The organism is Dentiradicibacter hellwigii (assembly GCF_041770905.1).
In the GTDB taxonomy this organism is placed as follows: Bacteria; Pseudomonadota; Gammaproteobacteria; order Burkholderiales; family Rhodocyclaceae; genus Propionivibrio; species Propionivibrio hellwigii.
The window spans coordinates 1,297,927-1,318,169 of record NZ_JBEUWX010000002.1 but is presented as its reverse complement, the minus strand read 5'-3'; the positions used below and the strand labels follow the sequence as shown (position 1 = coordinate 1,318,169).

The window sequence follows — 20,243 nt, the reverse complement described above, 5'->3', positions numbered from 1 at the left end:
ATCAGGCTTTGGGATTGTCTGGCAGATCGGGCGTAATGGATGGTGTTTGGAGTGCGGTTTGCAAAGCGGCCTGCGTTTCCGATGAGGCGTTATTCACATCCCTTTCAGAATGAATTAGAGCGGGCGGCAGAGTGTCGAGAGCAGCCTGGAGAGCGAAAACCAGCGAACGGCAGCCTTCGCCGTTGATGGCACTGATGCAAAAGTGCGGTGAATCTTCTGGAGCGTCGGCAGCATAGGCGGCCAGAAAATCGTGGATGCGTTGTTCACGCATTTCTTCAGGGATCAAGTCGATTTTGTTGAGCGCCAACCAGCGTGGCCGGCTAGCCAGTTCCGGACTGTAACGTTCAAGTTCACGGACAATGGCACGCGCGTCTCGCACCGGATCGGCCTCAGGGTCGAGGGGAGCCAGATCAACGATGTGGAGCAGAATGCGGGTGCGTGCCAGGTGTTTGAGAAAGCGGATGCCTAAGCCGGCGCCATCGGCCGCGCCTTCGATCAGGCCGGGAATGTCGGCAATGACGAAACTTTTATTTTCTGCCGTGCGTACGACACCAAGATTGGGGTGTAGCGTGGTGAACGGATAGTCGGCGACCTTGGGGCGCGCAGCTGAAACGGCGCGAATGAATGTGCTTTTACCGGCGTTGGGCAGACCAAGCAAACCGATGTCGGCGAGTACGCGCAGCTCAAGGCGCAAATCGCGTTCTTCACCAGGATCGCCAGGCGTGCATTGACGGGGTGCGCGGTTGGTGCTCGACTTAAAGCGGGTATTGCCCAGCCCCCCCTTACCGCCTTTGGCGAGCAAGACTTGCTGGCCATCGACAGCGAGATCGGCAACGACACGCTGGCTGTTTTCGTCGGTGATGACTGTGCCAACCGGCACATGCAGGACAATATCCTTGCCGCTTTTGCCTGTGCAATCGCTGCTGCCACCGTTCTCGCCGCGTTCGGCAAGGAACTTGCGCGTATAGCGGTATTCGATCAGGGTGTTGAGATTGCGGTCGGCGATGGCATAAACACTGCCGCCGTGACCGCCATCGCCACCATTCGGGCCGCCGTGCGGTTCGTACTTCTCGCGCCGGAAGGAAACGATACCGTTGCCGCCGTTGCCGCCGGCAATCAGGATTTTGGCTTCGTCAATAAATTTCATGATGGCCTGCCTGACGGTGACTGGTGTGGGAATCTAGTGCTGCACCGAATTGGTGCTTTGATCAGTACGGCAATATACGGCTATAAACTAAAAAGCCCTATTGCTGGAATAGGGCTTTGAGCTGTGTGTAGGGAGCGAAGCCGTATCAGGCTGCTGGCGCTGCGGTGATGATGCTGACGGTGCGCTGGCGCTTCGGCCCTTTGACGGTAAATTGGACTTGCCCATCAACGAGAGCGAAAAGCGTGTGGTCCCTGCCGACACCGACATTGACGCCTGGGTGGAAGGCCGTACCGCGCTGCCGCACGATGATGTTGCCGGCCAGCACCTGTTCGCCGCCATAACGCTTGACGCCGAGACGTTTTGATTCTGATTCGCGACCGTTACGGGAACTGCCGCCTGCTTTTTTGTGTGCCATGGTTTGATGTCCTTTTCTGAGACTTTCCGGAAAGCTGCCGTCAATTAGCCGGAAATGCCGTCGATGCGGATTTCCGTGTAATTCTGGCGATGGCCTTGGTGTTTTTGATAGTGCTTGCGACGGCGCATTTTAAAAATCTTGATTTTGTCGTGACGGCCTTGTGAAAGCACAGTCGCTTTGACCGCAGCACCGGTGACGAATGGTGTGCCGATTTTCACGGACTCACCTTCACCCAGCATGAGGATTTGGTCAAGCGTGATTTCTGCGCCAACTTCTGCCGGTATCTGTTCTATTTTCAGTTTTTCGCCAGCGGCAACGCGATATTGCTTACCACCGGTTTTTATGACCGCGTACATGTTGGACTCCAAAAAAGGGATAAAAAACGCTACGAAGAGCGACGAATTATACGGATTTCTTCCACCAAGTCAAAGAGTTCCTGGCGGATTATCGACTTTGTGGGTTTGGATGGGGAAAAATAAAACGCAGGAAAAACCTGGGGCGATAACAGAAATGCAGAAATGGCTAAAAAAGAAGAGCCGGAAAAGAGAAAACCCTTGCATACCTGAAGATATGCAAGGGCATAAACATATAAAACATATAAATGTGGTCGGGGTGAGAGGATTCGAACCTCCGACTCCTACGTCCCGAACGTAGTACTCTACCAGGCTGAGCTACACCCCGACTGAAGCAAACAAAGAATCAAACAACGGTACTTAAAATGACCTTTGCGCCGCAAAGGAGGCCAATTCTAGCAAAGAATTTTTATAGGGGGAAGCTGGCAAAATGCCGTCGATAGCGTTTTTTGCCAGTGCTGCTTCGGCTGCGCCTTGCTTCTGGGCGTGTGCCAGTGCGCTGGTGGCGCGGATGGCCGCCAATACGTGGGGAAAATCTTCACGCCCGCCATGTTCGATGGCCTGGCGCACACAAGCGGATTGTTCTGGTGTGCCGTGTTGCATGACGTAAATCAAAGGGAGCGTCGGTTTGCCCTCAGCCAGATCGTCGCCGAGATGCTTGCCCGTCGCTGCTTCACTGCTGGAGTAGTCGAGTACATCGTCGATGAGCTGGAAGGCCGTGCCCAAATGCATACCGTACTCGGCCAGCTGCTGCTCAACTTGAGCCGAGGCGCCGCCGATAATGGCGCCCAGCCGCGCCGCCGCCTCAAACAGCTTGGCGGTCTTGTATCGGATGACTTGCAGATAGCGCACTTCATCGACATTGGCGTTGTGGCAATTCATTAACTGCAACACTTCGCCTTCGGCAATGACGTTCGTGGCGTCTGCCAAGACTTGCAGGATGCGCTTGTCGCCGACCTCAACCATCATCTGAAAGGCGCGCGAATAGAGAAAGTCGCCGACCAGAACGCTGGCCGCATTGCCGAACAGGGCATTGGCAGTATCGCGCCCGCGGCGCAAACTGGATTCATCGACCACATCATCATGTAGAAGTGTGGCCGTGTGGATGAACTCGATGACGGCCGCCAGCGTGTAGTGGTTTTGACCCTGATACCCCAGCGCGCGGGCTGTCAGTAACACGAGCGCCGGCCGCAGGCGCTTGCCGCCGCTTTGGATAATATGTTCGGCGACCTGTCGTACCAGCGCGACATCGGAATGCAGACGACGACGAATGATCGCGTCGACATGTTGCATGTCTGCACGAATCAGTCGGTAGAGTTGATCGAACTTCACTTGGGCGTGTTTCCGGAAAACCGGCGCATCTTAGGCGTCGGGTAAAAACCCGTCAAGCCGGGCCGGACGCGAGACATTGCGCTGCGTGTGTTCATATCCCTTGCGGAAAACCGTGCTGACGCCAGGCTTCAAACACCATGACAGCGACAGCGTTGGAAAGGTTAAGACTGCGCTGTCCGTGCAGCATCGGCAGCCGTAAGCGGTGATTTTCGGGAAATTCCATCATGACGGAAGCAGGTAGGCCGCGCGTCTCGCAGCCGAAAACGAAAACGTCGTCGGGCTGAAACTCTACCTGATCGTAGCGCCGCGCCCCGTGCGTGGTGACGGCGAAAAAGCGGCGGTCTGCCAGGGCAGTTTTGCAGGCCGGCCAGTCGGCGTGGCGGAAAACGCGGGCAAACTCGTGGTAATCGAGACCGGCGCGTTTGAGCTTGCGGTCTTCCCACGGGAAACCAAACGGTTCGACCAGATGGAGTTCCGCGCCGGTATTGGCGCACAGCCGGATAATGTTGCCGGTATTGGGCGGAATTTCCGGCTGGTAGAGAACGACGGCAGTCACGATGTGGCTATCAGCGAGCATTTGATTGAACGAATCGCCGCACTATAGCGGGAATTGCCCGATTGTGCCCGATCGTGCCCAGCCGGGTGTTGCCGTGTTGTCATTTCTGGCGTCGTGGGCACAATGAGTACGGAGCACGGAGCATGGGCTGACGGGCGGATTTTGCGCCGCGTGTTTTTCGTCACAAGGCTCCCCGGAGACCCGCGTATTCAGGGCATCTCCGGGCAGGCGCCCGGAAACCCTTGTAAATAGTGCATCTCCGGAGTGGGGTATGGAAGTCCTTTATCCACGCGGGTTTCCGAGGGGGCGCCCGGAAACGCCCTGTTTACGCGGGCTCCAGCGATGCCTGTCGGGGAAGCGTCCAGCAATGCCCGGGTTCGCCATGCAATCGCTTTGATCGCGACGGGAGAGGCTCATTCCGGCAAGGCCCTGGCTAAAACGAGAAGAATGACGGCGGCTGCGCCGCAGCGTTTGAGCGTACGCGCACATTCGTTGAGCGAAGCGCCGGTAGTCATCACATCATCGACCAGAAGAATGGTCTTGTTGGCAAGAGGAGTTTCACAGCGGAACGCGCCGCGGATATTATTTTTGCGTTCTCGCCATGGTAATCCGGCCTGTGCCGGCGTGTTGCGGACGCGTCGGCACAGTGTGGGCAGTAACGGCCGCCGAAGCCTGGCCGCCAGCGGACGGGCGAGTTCGAGCGACTGGTTAAACCCGCGTTCGCGCAGCCGTGCGGGGTGTAAGGGAAGCGGTGCAATCAGGTCAGCGCTAAAAATTCCTGCTATGTTTGTTTGCCCCTCAACGCTGGCAAACGCAGCAAGCTGACGGCCGAAGTAATTTCCCAGCGCCAATTGGTGCCCGTATTTGAATGCCTGAATCAGCTTGTCGAGCGGAAAACCGTAGCGGAACACCGCGTAAGTGGCGTCAAAATGCGGCGTATGGGTCAGGCAGCGGCCGCAGATTTCGCCCCGCGGCGTGGGTAATGCGCATACCGGGCAACGTTGTGCCGGCAGACGCGGCAGATCGCCTGCACAGGCAGAGCAGAGGAGGTCGCGGCTGCTGGTAGTGCATAGCAGACAATCTTGCGATAACACCATGGGCGATCTCTAATGCGCGATAAAGGAGAGGGCGGAAAGGGGCGGGTGAAATAAAGATAAAAATACGAAAACGACGCGAAAATATCGCGACTATCGGATGATCAGAATTGTAGCGCTCGCCTACATTGCATTAGAGATGATGCCGTGGATTTTGCAGTGTCATTGGTCGTTTCCAATGAGACTTGGGATTTTGGCAGATGCCTACCTTCGCAGTGTTGGTCAGTGTTGGTTTTGGGTCGTGCCTGAAAATTACAGAATGTGGGTTTTCTACAGAATCTATCGACGCCACGATAAGGCGTGCAGTAAAATCCATCTTTCGACAAGTCTTTTAATTTTTATGGTTTTTCTGGCGCGCCGGCCATCTTGCGGCCATTGGAGCGACGCCTTGCATTAGGTGCACTATGAATGATATGACTTCTCCTCCGCTAAACGCCGTACCCTCATCCGCCGCACAAGCTGTTGCTGCCGCAACCCCTGCGCGCTGGACAGTGTCGCAGGTCAAGGCGTTGTATGAACTGCCGCTGATGGATCTGCTTTTCAAGGCGCACGTAGTGCACCGCGAAAATTTTCCACCGAATGAAATTCAGCGTTCGGCGCTGATTTCGATCAAGACGGGAGGATGCTCCGAGGATTGCAGCTATTGCTCGCAGTCGGCGCGCTATCAGAAGGAAACCGGCACCCAGCGTGAAAAACTGATGGAAGTGAGCGATGTTGTCGAGGCGGCCAAACAAGCCAAGGCCAACGGCGCGACGCGCTTCTGCATGGGTGCGGCCTGGCGTGGCCCCAAAGAGAAGCAGATGGAAGTGGTCACCGAGATGATCCGCGAAGTCAAGGCGCTTGGTATGGAAACCTGCGTGACGCTCGGCATGCTCAAGGAAGGTCAGGCTGAGCAGCTCAAGGAAGCCGGCCTGGACTATTACAACCATAACGTGGATACCGATGCCGAGTTCTACGCAAACGTGATTACCTCGCACACGCATGCCGATCGCCTGGATACCATCGCCATGGTGCGCAACGCCGGCATCAAGGTGTGTTCGGGCGGTATTCTGGGGATGGGCGAATCACGGCGCAACCGTGCAGCGATGGTTGCCCAGCTCGCCAATCTCGAACCGCCGCCAGATTCAGTGCCCATCAACAATCTCGTGCCGATTCCCGGCACGCCGCTGGCTGCTTCGGAAAAGCTCGACAATTTTGAATTCTTACGCACCATTGCCGCCGCACGCATCACGATGCCCAAAAGCTACGTTCGCCTGTCGGCCGGCCGTGAATCGATGAGTGAAGAAATGCAGGCGTTGTGCTTCTTTGCCGGCGCCAACTCGATCTTTTACTGCGACAAGTTACTGACAACGGTCAATAACGGCACTAACCGTGACGTCGCCCTGTTTGCCAAGCTGGGGCTGACCTTCGTTTGACGTCCTGAACAGATTCGGACAACTACACGCCGCAACTGGGACACGATGCCCGTCAGGTGCGGCGTATTTTTTTACTGTGGCGTCGGTTACTGCGCTACGTGGTGATTCTGGCGAGTAGGATATTCGAATGGATTCTTTAGGCAGATTCCATTTTCCGGCTTCGCCCGGTGTACGTTGAAGCTGCTATCATCACATACGATATTTTTTGATGACACATCTCACTACAGGAAATCGTCATGTTGAAGAAATTCGCTGCCTTCGCTGGCGTGAAGGGGCCGGTACTTACTATCGTCATGGACGGCTATGGCCTGTCCAACTCTGAAGTCGGCAATGCCATTGCCGCCGCGCGCAAGCCGACGCTCGATCGCTTGTTCGCGGATTATCCCCACATCCAGTTGCGTGCGCACGGGACGGCCGTGGGGATGCCGTCCGACGATGACATGGGGAATTCCGAAGTTGGGCACAACGCCATCGGCTCGGGGCAGGTGTATAGCCAGGGCGCTGCGCTGGTTGCCAACGCCATTGCCTCCGGCGCCATCTGGCAGGGGGAGGCGTGGAAGCAAATTATCGCCGGCGCCAAAGCGGGCAGTGGTTGCATCCATTTTATCGGCCTGTTTTCCGACGGAAACGTGCATAGCCATATCGATCACCTCAAGGCAATGATCGTGCGCGCCAAGCAAGAAGGCATCAAGGCAGTGCGTGTGCATGTACTGCTGGATGGGCGTGATGTACCGGAAACCAGCGCGCTTGATTACATCGAGCCCTTCGAGGCCTTCCTCAGCGAGCTGCGCAGCGGCGATTTCGACGTGCAGATTGCCTCCGGCGGCGGCCGCATGAAGATTACGATGGATCGTTACGATGCCAACTGGCGCATGGTGGAGGAAGGCTGGAAAACGCATGTTTTGGGCGAAGGCACTCAGTATGCCAGCGCCGCCGAGGCGGTCAAAGCCCTACGTGCCGAGTTCCCAGGCGTCATCGACCAGGATTTGCCGGCTTTCGTTATCGCCCGGGACGGCAAGCCTGTAGGGCCGATCGTCGATGGCGATGCCGTGGTTTTCTACAACTTCCGCGGTGACCGGGCGATTGAAATTACGCGCGCTTTCGAAGAAACCGATTTCGACAAATTCGACCGCAAGCGTATGCCCAAAGTGACTTATGCAGGCATGCTGCAATACGATGGCGACCTGCAATTGCCCAAGCGCTTTCTGGTCGATCCGCCCGCCATTCAGGACACCATGGGTGAGTGGTTTTCCAAGAGCGGCATTACGCAGTTCGCCTGCTCGGAAACACAGAAATTCGGCCACGTGACCTATTTCTGGAATGGCAACCGCTCCGGCAAATTCGCGGGGGAAACCTATCTGGAAGTGCCGAGCGACCGCGTTCCGTTTGAACAGCGGCCGTGGATGAAGTCGGCCGAGATCGCTGATGCGCTGATCGACGCCCTGCGCAGCGGCAAGTACCAGGCCTTGCGCTGCAATTTCGCCAATGGCGACATGGTCGGTCATACGGGTAACTTCCGCGCGGCGACAATGGCGGTCGAGGCAGTCGATCTGGCGCTGTCGCGCATTCTGCCGGTAGTCGATGCCATGGGCGGCGTAGCGCTGGTGACGGCCGATCACGGTAATGCCGACGAAATGTATGAAACGGACAAAAAGACCAAGGAACCCGCGCGGAACAAAGACGGCAGTTTCAAGGCTAAAACGGCGCATACGCTCAACCCGGTGCCGTTTATTCTGTACGACAACGTGACGGGCGGCAGACTTGGACTTCGTCAGCTGCCCAATGCCGGCCTGTCGAACATCGCAGCGACGATTGCCAACCTGCTCGGGTTGGAAAAGCATGCCAAGTGGGATGAAAGTCTGCTGACCGTCAAATAAACGCCCGGTAGCGCACGCCGTCGCGTCGCTGTTCCGACGCCTGGCACCCATCTCACCGGCATTGCCGGAAAGGGGCGAACAAGGCGCGGAAAGGGCGGCAAACATGAAAAGAGCAGGCGCAGATAGCCTGCTCTTTTTCCGTAGAGCTTCGGCTGTGTCGCTGTCGGCGCTGCCGGCGTATTGCCAGGGCGGTACTCTATAATATGCTTCGTTTGTTTTGAACTTTTACGTTTATCCATGCCCATTTTCCGCCAGGCTGTATTTTTTCAGACCGTTGCCGATTTGCGCGACCTGCCGGGCGATGCCGTGCGTGAAGTGGCCTTTGTTGGTCGCTCGAATGTCGGCAAATCGTCCGCAATCAATACGCTGGCCGACCACACACGCCTGGCCTTTGTTTCCAAGACGCCCGGGCGGACGCAGCACCTGAATTTCTTTGCGCTGTCGGCAGGTAAATATTTCGTCGATCTGCCTGGCTACGGTTTTGCACGCACGCCTGAGGACATCCGCGGCCAGTGGGAAGGGCTGCTGGCGCCTTATCTGCGCTACCGTGCACCGCTCGCCGGTCTGGTGCTGGTCATGGATAGTCGGCACCCGCTCGCTGAGCTGGATCGGCATATGCTCGAATGGTTCGCGCCGACGTGCAAACCCGTGCATATTCTGCTTTCCAAGGCCGACAAGCTGACGCGGCAGGCGCAGGCGGCTGTGTTGCATACGGTGATGGAAGCGGTCGGCAAGATCAACGTGCACTGCTCGGTGCAGCTTTTTTCCAGCCTCAAGCGGATGGGAATTGGCGAAGCCGAGGCGGTGCTGGGCCGTTGGCTGGACATGCGCATCGAGGATGCTGAAAGAACTGAAATAATCGGCGCAGCGGCTGGCGCTGATACTCACGCAGCCCCTTCATTGCCCCAGCAGCCGGGCAGTCGGCGGGGGAAAGTTGCGCGCGTGAAAAATCGCCGCGCTATCGGCTGGAGTGCGCGTACGGCGGGGAAGGCAGGGAAAGAGGCGGGAGGTCGGGCAGGCGGAAAAGCGGGCGCCGACGGATAAGACACGCAGCGGGGAGCGTCAGGCGGCATTGAAAAATGCTGAAAAATCAATCCCCGAATTTTTTGAAGGATGGAATCACCATGAATTACCAGGCAGTTTTTCCTACGACCCGCATGCGCCGGATGCGTCGGGATGATTTTTCCCGCCGTCTGATGCGTGAATCGGTATTGACGGTCAACGACCTGATTTACCCGGTTTTTGTCCTTGAAGGCACAAAACGCCGCGAGCCGGTGGCTTCGATGCCGGGCGTCGAACGGCAAAGCATCGATGTGCTGCTGCGCACCGCGGAAAATGCTACGCGGCTGGGTATTCCCGCGCTGGCGCTCTTTCCGGTGATTGGCGCCGAGCTGAAAACGCCGGGCGCGGAGGAAGCGTGGAATCCGGACGGTCTGGCGCCGCGCGCTGTTTCTGCACTCAAGCGCGAATTCCCGGAGTTGGGCGTAATTACAGATGTTGCGCTCGACCCGTACACCAGTCACGGCCAGGACGGCCTGATTTGCGCCGATGATCCGCGCGCTTATGTGCTCAATGACGAGACGCTGGAAGCGCTCGCCAAACAGGCGCTGGTTCATGCACAGGCTGGGGCGGACGTGGTGGCTCCGTCGGACATGATGGACGGGCGCATCGGCCATATCCGCGCCGCGCTCGACGCCGCGCGGCAGATTCATGTGCGCATCCTGGCCTACTCCGCCAAATATGCGTCGAGCTTTTACGGTCCTTTCCGCGATGCCGTCGGCTCGGCGGGCAATCTGGGCAAAGGCGGCAAGCAGACCTACCAGATGGATCCGGCCAATAGCGACGAAGCCCTGCGCGAAGTCGCGCTCGACCTGGCCGAGGGGGCGGACATGATCATGGTCAAGCCGGGGATGCCGTATCTGGATATCGTGCGCCGCGTCAAGGGTACATTCGCTGTACCGACCTATGCCTACCAAGTCAGCGGCGAATACGCCATGCTGAAGGCTGCGGCGCAGAACGGCTGGCTGGATGAGGACTCCTGCATGATGGAAGCGCTGCTTGCCTTCAAGCGCGCCGGCGCCGATGGCATCCTCACCTATTTTGCGCTCGATGCGGCGGCACGGCTGTCAGGCAAAGTCACCTGATTCCGCGTTGATTTTCTAACTCGCCGCTCCGCGCCGCTACTACAACGGCGCGCGGATGGTATTTTGTGGGTGGCGTTTCATCATTGCGCCTTCTGTGTGCCCATTGGCGGGATGGGCGGAAATTGCAGCCAGCAGACGCCGCCGGGCAGGTGATTGGCGATCGGCGTTTTTTCCAGCAATGGCACCAGCCAGCGCAGCGGTCCGCGCGGAAACATGAAGGTGACGTTGTGTACGGCTACTGGCCGGCCCAGCCAGCGCGAGATCAAGGGTTGCAGCCTGTCGCGGCGCACGCCCCAGGGCATGGGCGGAGCGCGGTAGTGCGGCGTTTTCATCCAGCCGCGATGGCTCAATGTGCGCTGTGATAGGCGCGGGCAAATGTGGTCGAACATGAAATACCCGCCGGGGAAACGCCTTGCCATTGCCTTGATGAGTGCGGCGACTTCATCTTCGCGGAAATACATCATTAGACCCTGTGCGGTGATGAATACGGCGCGGCCAGGCGGCACGGCGTCGAACCATGCAGCGGTATCCAGTGCGCTGGCGGCAATGTGCCGGTGCTGCGCATCGGGCGCAATGAAACGCTCGCGCAGGGCGATGGATTGCGGCAGATCCACACTGATCCATAATGCCTGCGGCGCATCAATGCGAAAACGCTGCGTTTCCAACCCTTCGCCCAGATTGACGATGACGCCGTCGGGATGCCGGTCAAGGAATATGCGCAACTTGTCGTCGAATAATTGCGAACGGATACCGTGCGAAGGTTCTGCTTTGCCGAAGTGGCGTGCGTAGTCGTAACTGAGGGCGTGATAGATCTCCAGGCATTTCGGGTCGCGGAGGCAGCCGTCGGCGCGTGCGGCCTCGTTGGCACGGTTGTACAGCGTCCACAAAGTAGTTTCGGGCACGTCGGCGAGTGTCGGTTGAATGGTCGATGGCATGGCGATTTTCTGCAAACGGTGGGAGGTATGAGGAAATATTTTGTGCGTGGAGAATGGTGGATCAGCCCTCTAGCCGCCCGTATGACACGATCCGTAACGACGGCGGAAATCAGCCGGGCGCTCGGCGCCGTCATCGGCGAATAGTCCGCGCCGCGCCTGCACGGCCTGCCGGTGTTCCTGCGTGTAGAGGCCGCGGCGTTTTCGCCCGCCATCGTCCCACGCCCAGCCTTGGGCGACCATGTGGCGCGCAAGGTTGATGCCGTCGGGCAGCAGAATAACATCGGCAATGGCGCGGCCATAACGGTCGCGGGCGTAAATGGTGACGCGCACGCGCTGGCCGGTCGGCACCAGTGCGCGCAGCGCATCACGGGCTTGCGTACCGTGCTGCTGACATAGTTCGGGTGCGTCAATGCCCCGCAGGCGTACCCGCAAACGTTGGCCGTGTCCTTTGCCGCGCCAGGCGGTACGGACGCCGTGGGTGTTTTGGGTGCTGCCGGCCGTGCGTACCCAAAGCGAGTCGCCATCGACTACATAGCTGACGACGTAATGCTCATCGTCCGGGGGCGATGTGGCCGGTGCGATAGAGACGGCGTGCGCCGCTGGCACGAAAAACCGGGCAAGCACGGTCAGCAGCAGAAAGAAGGCGCGCAAGAAATGGCTCGGCATCATCATCTTCTTCTTTGCAGTAAAGATCGGTACGCAACAGTGCCTTCCGGGAGCCTGTGCACTTATGTATTGCGATGCCCACCATTCTAGGCTAGGCGCACTGCAAGCCGCCGGAGGTGGAAATGTCGGAGCGTTCAACGGCATTCGACGTATCTCCGGCGGGATGGCGGTGTAATCGTTATACAAATCCGGCCACCCGCTGCGGGCGCTGATTGGGGGTTATTGAACGGTTTTTGAGCGCTTATTACCGTGCGTGCATGGCATGGCCTACTGCGATTTAATGAGCGTGCCGATCCCCTGGTTGGTAAGAATTTCCAGCAAAAGCGCATGTTCGACGCGGCCGTCGATGATATGCACGCGCTTGACGCCGCTCTGCGCCGCTTCCAGCGCCGAGGAAATCTTGGGCAGCATGCCGCCGGAGAGCGTGCCATCGGCAACCATTGCGTCGATCTGCGCCGGCGTAACGCCGGTGATGAGCCGCCCCTCCTTGTCGAGCACGCCGGGCGTATTGGTGAGCAGAATGAGTTTTTCTGCCCCAAGCGCTTCGGCAATTTTTCCGGCGATGACGTCGGCGTTGATATTGTAGGTCTCGCCTTGCTCGCCGACGCCGATTGAGGCGATGACCGGAATGAAGGCGGCAGCCTGCAAATGAGCGATCAGCGCCGGATCGATAGCGGTAATGTCACCGACCATGCCGAGGTCGATGGTCTCCTGCGGGTTATCCTTGTTGGGCAGCATCAGTTTTTTCGCCCGGATGAAAGCGGCATCCTTACCCGTCAGGCCGACCGCCTTGCCGCCCGCCTGGTTGATGAGATTGACGACATCCTTGTTAACCTGCCCGCCGAGCACCATTTCGACGATTTCCATCGTTTCGGCATCGGTAACGCGCATACCCTGGATGAATTCGCCTTTTTTGCCGATGCGCGTAAGTAGATTTTCGATTTGCGGACCACCGCCGTGAATGACGACGATGTTGATGCCGACCAGCTTGAGCAGCACCACGTCGTGGGCGAAGCTTTGCTTGAGCCGTTCGTCGATCATGGCGTTGCCGCCAAATTTGACGACGATGGTCTTGCCGTGGAAGCGCCGAATGTAAGGCAGCGCTTCGGCGAGAATTTCGGCTTTCTGGGCGGGGATGGGGGCGGTCGCAGTCACAGTCGTAGTAGTGGTCATGGTCGGATTCCTGGTGAACGTGGGAGGAAAAACATCAGGATGCAGGGAGAGAAGAATTCTACGCAAGCCGGATGCAAATAAAAAGGCGACCGGCGAAAATCGTTACGCACCCCGCACCCCGCACCCCGCACCCCGCACCCCGCACCCCGCACCCCGCACCCCGCACCCCGCACCCCGCACCCCGCACCCCGCACCCCGCACCCCGCACCCCGCACCCCGCACCCCGCACCCCGCACCCCGCAACCCGCAACCCGCAACCCGCAACCCGCAACCCGCGCATTTGCGCGTATCATGGGCGGCATGAATTCCCTGTCAGAAAATCCGCGCGCGCCGCTTTCCGTGTGTCCCGGCTGTGGTGCGCAATTCACGTGCGGCGTGAGCAGCACGCAGGCAAGTTGTTGGTGCATGCAGTTGCCCCCCATTGCCTTTGCCTCACTCGGTGGTGGGCAGTGCTACTGCCCGCAGTGCCTGGAAAAAGCGATGGGTGCCGCAGTGGACAATACCGAAGCGGCCGCGCTGGAAACACCGCGGGAAGCGGAGGCAGAAAACCCCGAGCGAAACGCTGACCGCTAAAAGGCTGGGGAAAGATACTGGAACAGGCGCTGAAGCAGACCACAGGAAAGCAGCGGGCGTGGCGCTAGCGAAACGGTTGGGATGGGACTGGCCGCGCGGTTGGCTGCGGATGGCGGCTCGGTAATTGCAGAATCGCCTCCCGGTTTGTCCAGGAAAAACAGGCTGCAGCCGCTTCGCGCCAGGGTAGCCAGCGCCAGGCCCGGTGCTCACCGGGCGCAAGACGGATGGGCAGCGTATCCGCAACGGGCAGTGCATAAACGTGTTCGACGTTGTGCGTGACGCCGGGGGCATAGCGATCCCGCCATTCGGCGAAGATTTCAAAAGTGTTGGTGAGGCGCCAGTCTTCAATTTGCTCATACGCGGCGCGTATGCCCGTTTCTTCTTCGACTTCGCGCCGCGCTGTTTCGATGAGCGCCTCTCCTTCTTCCTGACTGCCGGTGACTGATTGCCAATACCCCGGATGTTTGGCGCGTTCAAGCAGCAGGACGTCCAGCGCCGGCGTGTACATGACGACGAGGACGGAAACCGGGCGTTTGTATGATGCGTGAGGGGCGAGCGCTTGTCGCGCGGCGCCTGCCCGGGCGCTCATGGCTGGCCGTGCAGGTAGAAGATACGGAAGGGAATGTCGCGGTTTTTCCAGCTTTCAGCCGCGAAGGCCAGTACTTCGTTGAGCGTTGCCAGGCTGGATGGGTTGGCCTGCAGTGCTTCGCTATGGGCAAGGATGATGACGTAACCGGCGGCCGGGTGCCAGGAAAAATCGGTCAGATAATCGTTGAGTGCGTCCAGATTTTTGCCAAAGTCGTCCGGAAAGCGGAGGTCGCGCTTCATCGCCTTCAGAAAGCCAGGGATGTTTCGCGCATGACGCAGATCAACGGTAAAAACAGCCTGCCCTAGGTCGCTGGCGGCAGCTTTGAGCGCCGGTAAGTCTTGACCGTCAATACGATAAATCCCCGCCATTTCCGGGCGTGTGGAAAATGTGGCGAGCGGGTCGGCGACCGGGGTGGCTGGAACAGGTCTCGTAGGGCGGGGTGTCATGGCTCGCGGATCCTCCGGAAGCTGCGGTAATGGTTGCCCGTGTAGTAATACTCGCCTGCATCATTGTGCCCTTCACGCCTGCCGTACCCTGGCCCTTCTTGTCTTTGTCCGGTGATGATGCGGCGTGCGCCGCGATGGCGAAGTCCTGGCGTCGGTACGGTGTATTCGCGATAGTAACCGCGCGGCTGGATCGGTAGACGCTTCTCAAAATTCCCGAAGATGCTGCCATCTTTTTCCGGGTAAGGGAACGGGCCGCCGCGCTTGATGAGCGCAAGCGTTTGCGCGGTTTCCGGCGGCAGACTGGCGAGCGAAACTTCAGTCGGCATGCCACCGGTCTGGCCGCGTGCCGCTGCATCTAGCGGCAGTAGACATGCGCAGGCCAGCCAGACCATTGCGGCGATTCGCCAGAACCATACACTCGGCAAGTGCAGACCTTTATTCATTGACATGTTCGCCATGTTGCCGTGCGTTGGATGAGGGGAGTTCGTGGCCGTCAAATGCTGGTTACGGCCGCTTACGCCTTGGCTTCGGCTTTGGCGTCGGTTTTGACATTGCGCAAACGGATATGCAGTTCGCGCAACTGCTTTTCATCGACTTCACTGGGCGCGTTGGTCAGCAGACACTGGGCGCGTTGTGTCTTGGGGAAGGCGATGACGTCGCGGATCGATTCGGCGCCGGCCATCATGGTGGCGATGCGGTCGAGACCAAAGGCCAAGCCGCCGTGCGGCGGTGCGCCGTATTTGAGTGCGTCAAGCAGAAAGCCGAACTTGAGCCGGGCTTCTTCCTCGCCGATCCCGAGCGCCTTGAACACCTGTTCCTGCACGTCGGCGCGGTGAATACGCACCGAGCCGCCGCCCAGCTCCCAGCCGTTGACGGCAAGGTCGTATGCCTTGGCCAGGCATTTTCCCGGATCGGTGGCGAGCAGGTCGACGTGTTCGTCTTTCGGGCTGGTGAAGGGGTGATGGCAGGCAACCCAGCGCTTGTCTTCTTCGTCGTATTCGAACATCGGGAAGTCGATGACCCAGAGCGGCTCCCAGGCGTTGCCGTTAACGAAGCCTTTTTCGTGACCAAGTTTGACGCGCAGTGCGCCAAGCGCATCGTTAACAACTTTTGTTTTGTCGGCGCAGAAGAAAATGAGGTCGCCGCTTTGTGCGCCGGTGCGTGTCAAGATGGTTGTCAACGCAGTTTCGGTGAGATTCTTGACGATCGGCGATTGCAGGCCGGTTTCGTTGGGCTGGTGGACATCATTGACTTTGATGTAGGCCAAGCCCTTGGCGCCGTAAATGCCGACGAATTCGGTGTAGCCATCGATTTCACCGCGCGTCATGCTGGCGCCGCCGGGGACGCGCAAGGCCGCGACGCGGCCGTTTTCGCTGTTGGCGACGTTGGCAAACACCTTGAAGGGCACGTCCTTGACCGCATCGGTGATTTCCGTCAGTTCAAGCGTAACGCGCAGGTCGGGCTTATCCGAGCCGTAGCGGCGCATGGCTTCGGCGTAGGGGAGGCGTGGGAACGGGTTTGGCAGGTCGGCACCAATGGCTTCTTTGAAAACCGTGCGGATCAGGTCTTCCATGATGCTGATAATTTCGCTTTCGTTGAGAAAGGATGTTTCAATATCGACCTGGGTGAACTCGGGCTGACGGTCGGCGCGCAAATCCTCGTCGCGGAAGCATTTGACAATCTGATAGTAGCGGTCGAAGCCGGCAATCATCAGCAGTTGTTTGAATAGCTGCGGCGATTGCGGCAGTGCGAAGAACTGGCCGTCATTGACACGCGATGGCACCAGGTAGTCGCGCGCGCCTTCCGGGGTGCTCTTGGTCAGCATCGGCGTTTCGATGTCGATAAACCCGGCCTGGTCGAGATAGCGGCGGAAGGCCATGGCTGTCCGGTAGCGCAGCTGCATGTTTTTCTGCATTTGCGGGCGGCGCAGGTCGAGTACGCGGTTCGTCAGGCGGACGGTCTCGGAGAGGTTTTCGTCGTCAAGCTGGAAGGGTGGTGTGATCGACGGGTTGAGGACTTCAATTTCATGGCAGAGAATTTCAACTTCACCGCTGGCGATATTGGGGTTGGTCGATCCTGCCGGCCGGGCGCGTACCTTGCCTGTGATCTTCAGGCAGTATTCATTGCGGATCGTTTCAGCGATTTTGAACATTTCCGGGCGGTCCGGATCGCAGACGACCTGAGCCAGGCCTTGGCGGTCGCGCAGATCGATAAAAATAACGCCGCCGTGGTCGCGTCGGCGATGCGCCCAGCCGCAAAGAGTGACTTCCTGGCCGATCGTCTGGGCATTGAGCTGCCCGCAGTAATGAGTTCGCATACTTGGTCCCGGAATGAAAGTTGGACAGTTTTTAATGGGTTTCTGGAAAATTCTGGAGAAGATCGGGCTTGTCGGAAACGCGGCCCGTAGCGCCCGTAGCGATTGACGCCGTTTTGGGCGGGGCGACGACGCCCATCGAGATAATATATTTCAAGGCTTCATCTACGTCCATTTCCAGCTCGATAACATCGCTCCGGCGCAACATCAGGAGGTAACCGGAAGTCGGGTTTGGCGTGGTCGGTACGTAGACGCTGATGTAGTCGCCCTGGAGATGGTTGGCGGCATCACCGCCGGGCGTCCCGGTCAAAAAGGCGATGGTCCAGGCGTCGGCGTGTGGGTAGCGAATCAGCAAGGCTTTGCGAAAGGCTTCGCCGGAGGATGAAAACAGCGTGTCGGAGACCTGTTTGACCGCGCTGTAAATCTTGTTGACGAGCGGAATGTGATCGAGCAGCCGTTCCCACCAGACAACGAACCGCTGCCCGATGAAATTAGCGCCGAGCAGGCCCGTGAGAAAGATAATGAATAGGGTAACGATGACGCCAATGCCGGGAATATTGCGGCCGATTAGGGTGCGCGGATGCATGGCATCAGGCAGTATCTGCAAGACGCGATCGGCTGTGCCGACGATCAGTGAAAGTACCCAGACGGTGATTGCCAGCGGCACCCAGATCAGCAGCCCGGTGATGAAGTAGCGCTTGATTAATTGCTTGCGCACGCTTCAGCTCCTGAGCCGCATGGGCAGGATTTGGTCGATTTGGATTCTGATGATGAGGCGGGCTTGCCTAAGTCTTTAAAGTCGGTCTCGTACCAGCCTTGTCCTTTAAGCTGGAAACTCGCGGCAGTCAATTGCTTGCGGTAGGTACTCTGACCGCATTTTGGGCAGAGGGTGAGTTGCGGATCACTCATTTTTTGTAAGTGATCTTTGGCGAAGCCACAGGCTTCGCAACGATAGGCGTAAATCGGCATGGCGATGGGTAAAAACTTGGTGTAAAAGTTCTGCGTAAAACTTTGTCTGATGCTTAGGATTTTTGATGATGGCAGGGGGCGAAATTATACCGTTATCCGGGAATGGATTCCCTTGTCTATTTGAGTTAAGGATACCTGTTGTTTATGCCAGAACAAACGACATCTGCTGACTGAGTTCTTTGCCCCATAGTGCGGCAATCAGTCCTGCTGTAGCCAGATAAGGACCAAATGGGATCGGAACCTGGCGATCCCGTCTGGCTACGGTGATCAGGGTAACGCCGACGATAGCGCCGACCAATGAAGACAGCAGGATGATCAGCGGCAGCATTTGCCACCCCAGCCAGGCACCGAGGGCAGCGAGTAATTTGAAATCCCCATAACCCATCCCTTCCTTGCCGGTAATGAGCTTGAATGCCCAATAAACTGACCAGAGCGCCAAATAGCCGGCCATAGCCCCGATGACTGCGGAAGTCAGGTCGGTGAAAATTCCGAAAAGATTGAACAGCAGGCCGCACCACAGCAAGGGTTGTGTGATTGAGTCAGGCAGAAGCTGAGTGTCGGCATCAATGAAGGTCAGGGCAATCAGTGCCCAGGTGAACAGTAATATACCGACGCTGATCCAGCCGAAACCAAAATGCAACGCGATGAATCCCGACAACAGGCCGGTCAGCGCTTCAACAAGCGGATAACGCGGTGAGATCGGCGTCTTACAGCCCGCGCATTTACCACGTAACAGAAGCCAGCTCAGGACGGGGATGTTCTCCCACGCAGCGACCGGTCGCAAGCAGGATGGGCAGTGTGAACGAGGTCGCAGCAGCGAAAACGGTTCGCTGGCTAGCATTTCTTCTCCGCGCAATTCTGCGCATTGAGCGCGCCAGTCGTTTTCCATCATTTTCGGCAGACGATAGATAACGACGTTGAGAAAGCTGCCAACCAGCAGGCCGAGAATGCCGCACAATAACGCGAACGACTGGGGATCTGTGGAAAGTACGTTACCCAGTTCTGCCATTAAACGACGGCCCCGAGTTTGAAGATCGGCAGGTACATGGCAACGACCATACCGCCGATAACAACGCCAAGAACGACCATGATCAGCGGTTCCATGAGACTGGAAAGCGCTTCGACGGCATCGTCGACCTCGGTTTCAAAGAAATCGGCAACCTTGCTCAACATGGAATCGAGCGAACCGGATTCTTCGCCGATGGCGACCATCTGCACCACCATATTCGGAAACAGTTCGCTGTTCTGCATAGCATTGGTCAGGCTGACACCGGTGCTGACCTCATTCTGGATCTGCCGCGTTCCAATCTTGTAAACATAGTTGCCTGCCGCACCGCCGACCGACTCGAGTGATTCGACGAGCGGGACGCCAGCGGCGAACATGGTGGATAACGTGCGCGTCCAGCGCGCCATGACCGATTTACGGATGATGTCACCAAAAATCGGTAGGCGGAGGAAAAGGCGGTCAAGCGCGATCTGCATAGTTTCTGATCGCCGCCATGCGTAGAAAAAACCAAAAGTGCCGCCAACGAGGATAAGCAGTAATAGCCAGCCGTTGGCCACCATAAAGTCGGACATGGCGATAACCATCAGGGTCGGCGCGGGCAGATCGGCGCCAAAATTGGTAAATACCTCCTTGAACGCCGGGATCACAAAGATCATGATGACCGCCGTAACGATCATGGCAACGATAATAACTGCAATGGGATAAAACAGGGCAGATTTAATTTTCGACTTGATCGCCAGTATTTTTTCCTTATAGGTCGCTAGGCGTTCCAATATCGTTTCGAGAATCCCGGCCTGTTCGCCCGCGGTGATCAAGTTGCAGTACAGCGCGTCGAAATGCACAGGATACTTGCGGAAGGCTTGCGACAATGAGCTGCCGGTTTCGATATCTGCCCGGATGTCGAGCAACAACTTACCGACTGCCGGGTTGTCGTGTCCGCGCCCAACGATATCGAAGGTTTGCAGTAACGGCACGCCGGCTTTCATCATCGTTGCCAGTTGTCGTGTAAACAGCGCGACATCTTTTTCCGTAACCCTACCGCCGCCACGGAATCTCTGTTTGGTAATTTTTGTGACGAAGATACCTTGGCGGCGTAGCGTTGCATTGACGACCGCTTCGCTCTGGGCGCGCATTTCGCCGCGGATTATCTTGCCCGCCTTGTTTTTACCGGTCCACAAAAATATGGATTCTTTGACTTCCTGCACGCGTCTTCTTACCGGTCTCGATGCAGTTGCCATG

At 57.9% G+C, this 20,243-nt stretch carries 22 protein-coding genes and 1 tRNA gene; 5 read left to right on the top strand and 18 right to left on the bottom strand.

Features of this window, described 5'->3' with window-relative positions:
- Window position 1: 1 nt before the first annotated feature.
- From cgtA to ABCS64_RS08330, 7 genes are all read right to left on the bottom strand, one after another.
- Window positions 2-1,147 carry an Obg family GTPase CgtA gene (gene cgtA / locus ABCS64_RS08360; protein WP_418891396.1) on the bottom strand — a complete coding sequence of 382 codons (1,146 nt, stop codon included), beginning with the start codon at window positions 1,145-1,147 and terminating at the stop codon, window positions 2-4.
- 145 nt (window positions 1,148-1,292) lie between these two features.
- A complete protein-coding gene (rpmA, locus tag ABCS64_RS08355; RefSeq protein ID WP_418891395.1) occupies window positions 1,293-1,562 on the bottom strand; it encodes a 50S ribosomal protein L27 in 270 nt (89 codons plus the stop codon).
- 44 nt (window positions 1,563-1,606) lie between these two features.
- Window positions 1,607-1,918, bottom strand: coding sequence for a 50S ribosomal protein L21 (gene rplU / locus ABCS64_RS08350; RefSeq protein ID WP_418891394.1), 312 nt, complete (start codon window positions 1,916-1,918; stop codon window positions 1,607-1,609).
- Between the two features lie 248 nt (window positions 1,919-2,166).
- Window positions 2,167-2,243, bottom strand: a tRNA-Pro gene (locus tag ABCS64_RS08345).
- Between the two features lie 32 nt (window positions 2,244-2,275).
- The gene (locus ABCS64_RS08340; RefSeq protein ID WP_479686656.1) at window positions 2,276-3,247 is read right to left on the bottom strand and encodes a polyprenyl synthetase family protein; all 972 of its coding nucleotides are present in this window, start codon (window positions 3,245-3,247) and stop codon (window positions 2,276-2,278) included.
- A 91-nt stretch (window positions 3,248-3,338) separates the two neighbouring features.
- A complete protein-coding gene (gene trmL, locus ABCS64_RS08335; protein WP_479686655.1) occupies window positions 3,339-3,803 on the bottom strand; it encodes a tRNA (uridine(34)/cytosine(34)/5-carboxymethylaminomethyluridine(34)-2'-O)-methyltransferase TrmL in 465 nt (154 codons plus the stop codon).
- Between the two features lie 413 nt (window positions 3,804-4,216).
- The gene (locus ABCS64_RS08330; RefSeq protein ID WP_418891392.1) at window positions 4,217-4,900 is read right to left on the bottom strand and encodes a ComF family protein; all 684 of its coding nucleotides are present in this window, start codon (window positions 4,898-4,900) and stop codon (window positions 4,217-4,219) included.
- Window positions 4,901-5,310: 410 nt separating this feature from the next.
- Here ABCS64_RS08330 and bioB point away from each other — a divergent pair, with 410 nt between their 5' ends.
- The 4 genes from bioB (at window position 5,311) to hemB (ending at window position 10,333) form a co-directional block, all read left to right on the top strand.
- On the top strand, window positions 5,311-6,312 hold the full coding sequence (bioB, locus tag ABCS64_RS08325) for a biotin synthase BioB (protein ID WP_418891391.1): 1,002 nt from the start codon (window positions 5,311-5,313) through the stop codon (window positions 6,310-6,312).
- A gap of 236 nt (window positions 6,313-6,548) precedes the next feature.
- Window positions 6,549-8,189 carry a 2,3-bisphosphoglycerate-independent phosphoglycerate mutase gene (gene gpmI / locus ABCS64_RS08320; protein WP_418891390.1) on the top strand — a complete coding sequence of 547 codons (1,641 nt, stop codon included), beginning with the start codon at window positions 6,549-6,551 and terminating at the stop codon, window positions 8,187-8,189.
- Between the two features lie 237 nt (window positions 8,190-8,426).
- Complete coding sequence (gene yihA, locus ABCS64_RS08315; RefSeq protein WP_418891389.1) at window positions 8,427-9,233, top strand: ribosome biogenesis GTP-binding protein YihA/YsxC; 807 nt, start codon at window positions 8,427-8,429, stop codon at window positions 9,231-9,233.
- An 80-nt stretch (window positions 9,234-9,313) separates the two neighbouring features.
- Window positions 9,314-10,333 (top strand): porphobilinogen synthase, encoded by a 1,020-nt coding sequence (gene hemB / locus ABCS64_RS08310; protein WP_418891388.1) that lies wholly within the window; start codon window positions 9,314-9,316, stop codon window positions 10,331-10,333.
- An 80-nt stretch (window positions 10,334-10,413) separates the two neighbouring features.
- On the opposite strand, the gene ABCS64_RS08305 is transcribed toward hemB, so the two are convergent.
- The 3 genes from ABCS64_RS08305 to argB all read right to left on the bottom strand — a co-directional run bounded on the left by ABCS64_RS08305 (window position 10,414) and on the right by argB (window position 13,107).
- Window positions 10,414-11,268: a class I SAM-dependent methyltransferase gene (locus ABCS64_RS08305; protein WP_418891387.1), complete on the bottom strand. Its 855-nt coding sequence runs from the start codon at window positions 11,266-11,268 to the stop codon at window positions 10,414-10,416.
- A gap of 69 nt (window positions 11,269-11,337) precedes the next feature.
- Window positions 11,338-11,940 (bottom strand): thermonuclease family protein, encoded by a 603-nt coding sequence (locus ABCS64_RS08300; RefSeq protein WP_418891386.1) that lies wholly within the window; start codon window positions 11,938-11,940, stop codon window positions 11,338-11,340.
- 261 nt (window positions 11,941-12,201) lie between these two features.
- Window positions 12,202-13,107 (bottom strand): acetylglutamate kinase, encoded by a 906-nt coding sequence (gene argB / locus ABCS64_RS08295; RefSeq protein WP_418891385.1) that lies wholly within the window; start codon window positions 13,105-13,107, stop codon window positions 12,202-12,204.
- A 300-nt stretch (window positions 13,108-13,407) separates the two neighbouring features.
- Between argB and ABCS64_RS08290 the strand changes: the two genes are divergently transcribed.
- Entirely contained in the window at window positions 13,408-13,680 is a 273-nt protein-coding gene (locus ABCS64_RS08290) for a cysteine-rich CWC family protein (protein WP_418891384.1), read from the top strand.
- Between the two features lie 64 nt (window positions 13,681-13,744).
- Here ABCS64_RS08290 and nudB read toward each other — a convergent pair whose 3' ends face one another.
- The 8 genes from nudB to ABCS64_RS08250 form a co-directional block, all read right to left on the bottom strand.
- Window positions 13,745-14,269 carry a dihydroneopterin triphosphate diphosphatase gene (gene nudB / locus ABCS64_RS08285; protein WP_418891383.1) on the bottom strand — a complete coding sequence of 175 codons (525 nt, stop codon included), beginning with the start codon at window positions 14,267-14,269 and terminating at the stop codon, window positions 13,745-13,747.
- Window positions 14,266-14,715 carry a barstar family protein gene (locus tag ABCS64_RS08280; RefSeq protein WP_418891382.1) on the bottom strand — a complete coding sequence of 150 codons (450 nt, stop codon included), beginning with the start codon at window positions 14,713-14,715 and terminating at the stop codon, window positions 14,266-14,268. Before ABCS64_RS08280 ends, nudB begins: the two co-directional genes overlap by 4 nt.
- Window positions 14,712-15,158, bottom strand: coding sequence for a guanyl-specific ribonuclease (locus ABCS64_RS08275; protein WP_418891921.1), 447 nt, complete (start codon window positions 15,156-15,158; stop codon window positions 14,712-14,714). The genes ABCS64_RS08280 and ABCS64_RS08275 overlap by 4 nt, the downstream gene beginning before the upstream one ends.
- A gap of 71 nt (window positions 15,159-15,229) precedes the next feature.
- Window positions 15,230-17,032 (bottom strand): aspartate--tRNA ligase, encoded by a 1,803-nt coding sequence (aspS, locus tag ABCS64_RS08270; RefSeq protein WP_418891381.1) that lies wholly within the window; start codon window positions 17,030-17,032, stop codon window positions 15,230-15,232.
- A gap of 31 nt (window positions 17,033-17,063) precedes the next feature.
- Window positions 17,064-17,732: a DUF502 domain-containing protein gene (locus ABCS64_RS08265; RefSeq protein ID WP_418891920.1), complete on the bottom strand. Its 669-nt coding sequence runs from the start codon at window positions 17,730-17,732 to the stop codon at window positions 17,064-17,066.
- Window positions 17,732-17,998, bottom strand: a complete 267-nt coding sequence (locus ABCS64_RS08260; protein WP_418891380.1) for an FmdB family zinc ribbon protein — start codon at window positions 17,996-17,998, stop codon at window positions 17,732-17,734. Before ABCS64_RS08260 ends, ABCS64_RS08265 begins: the two co-directional genes overlap by 1 nt.
- A 142-nt stretch (window positions 17,999-18,140) precedes the next feature.
- Window positions 18,141-19,007 carry a prepilin peptidase gene (locus ABCS64_RS08255; RefSeq protein WP_418891379.1) on the bottom strand — a complete coding sequence of 289 codons (867 nt, stop codon included), beginning with the start codon at window positions 19,005-19,007 and terminating at the stop codon, window positions 18,141-18,143.
- Window positions 19,007-20,242, bottom strand: coding sequence for a type II secretion system F family protein (locus tag ABCS64_RS08250; protein WP_418891378.1), 1,236 nt, complete (start codon window positions 20,240-20,242; stop codon window positions 19,007-19,009). Before ABCS64_RS08250 ends, ABCS64_RS08255 begins: the two co-directional genes overlap by 1 nt.
- Window position 20,243 lies beyond the last annotated feature (1 nt).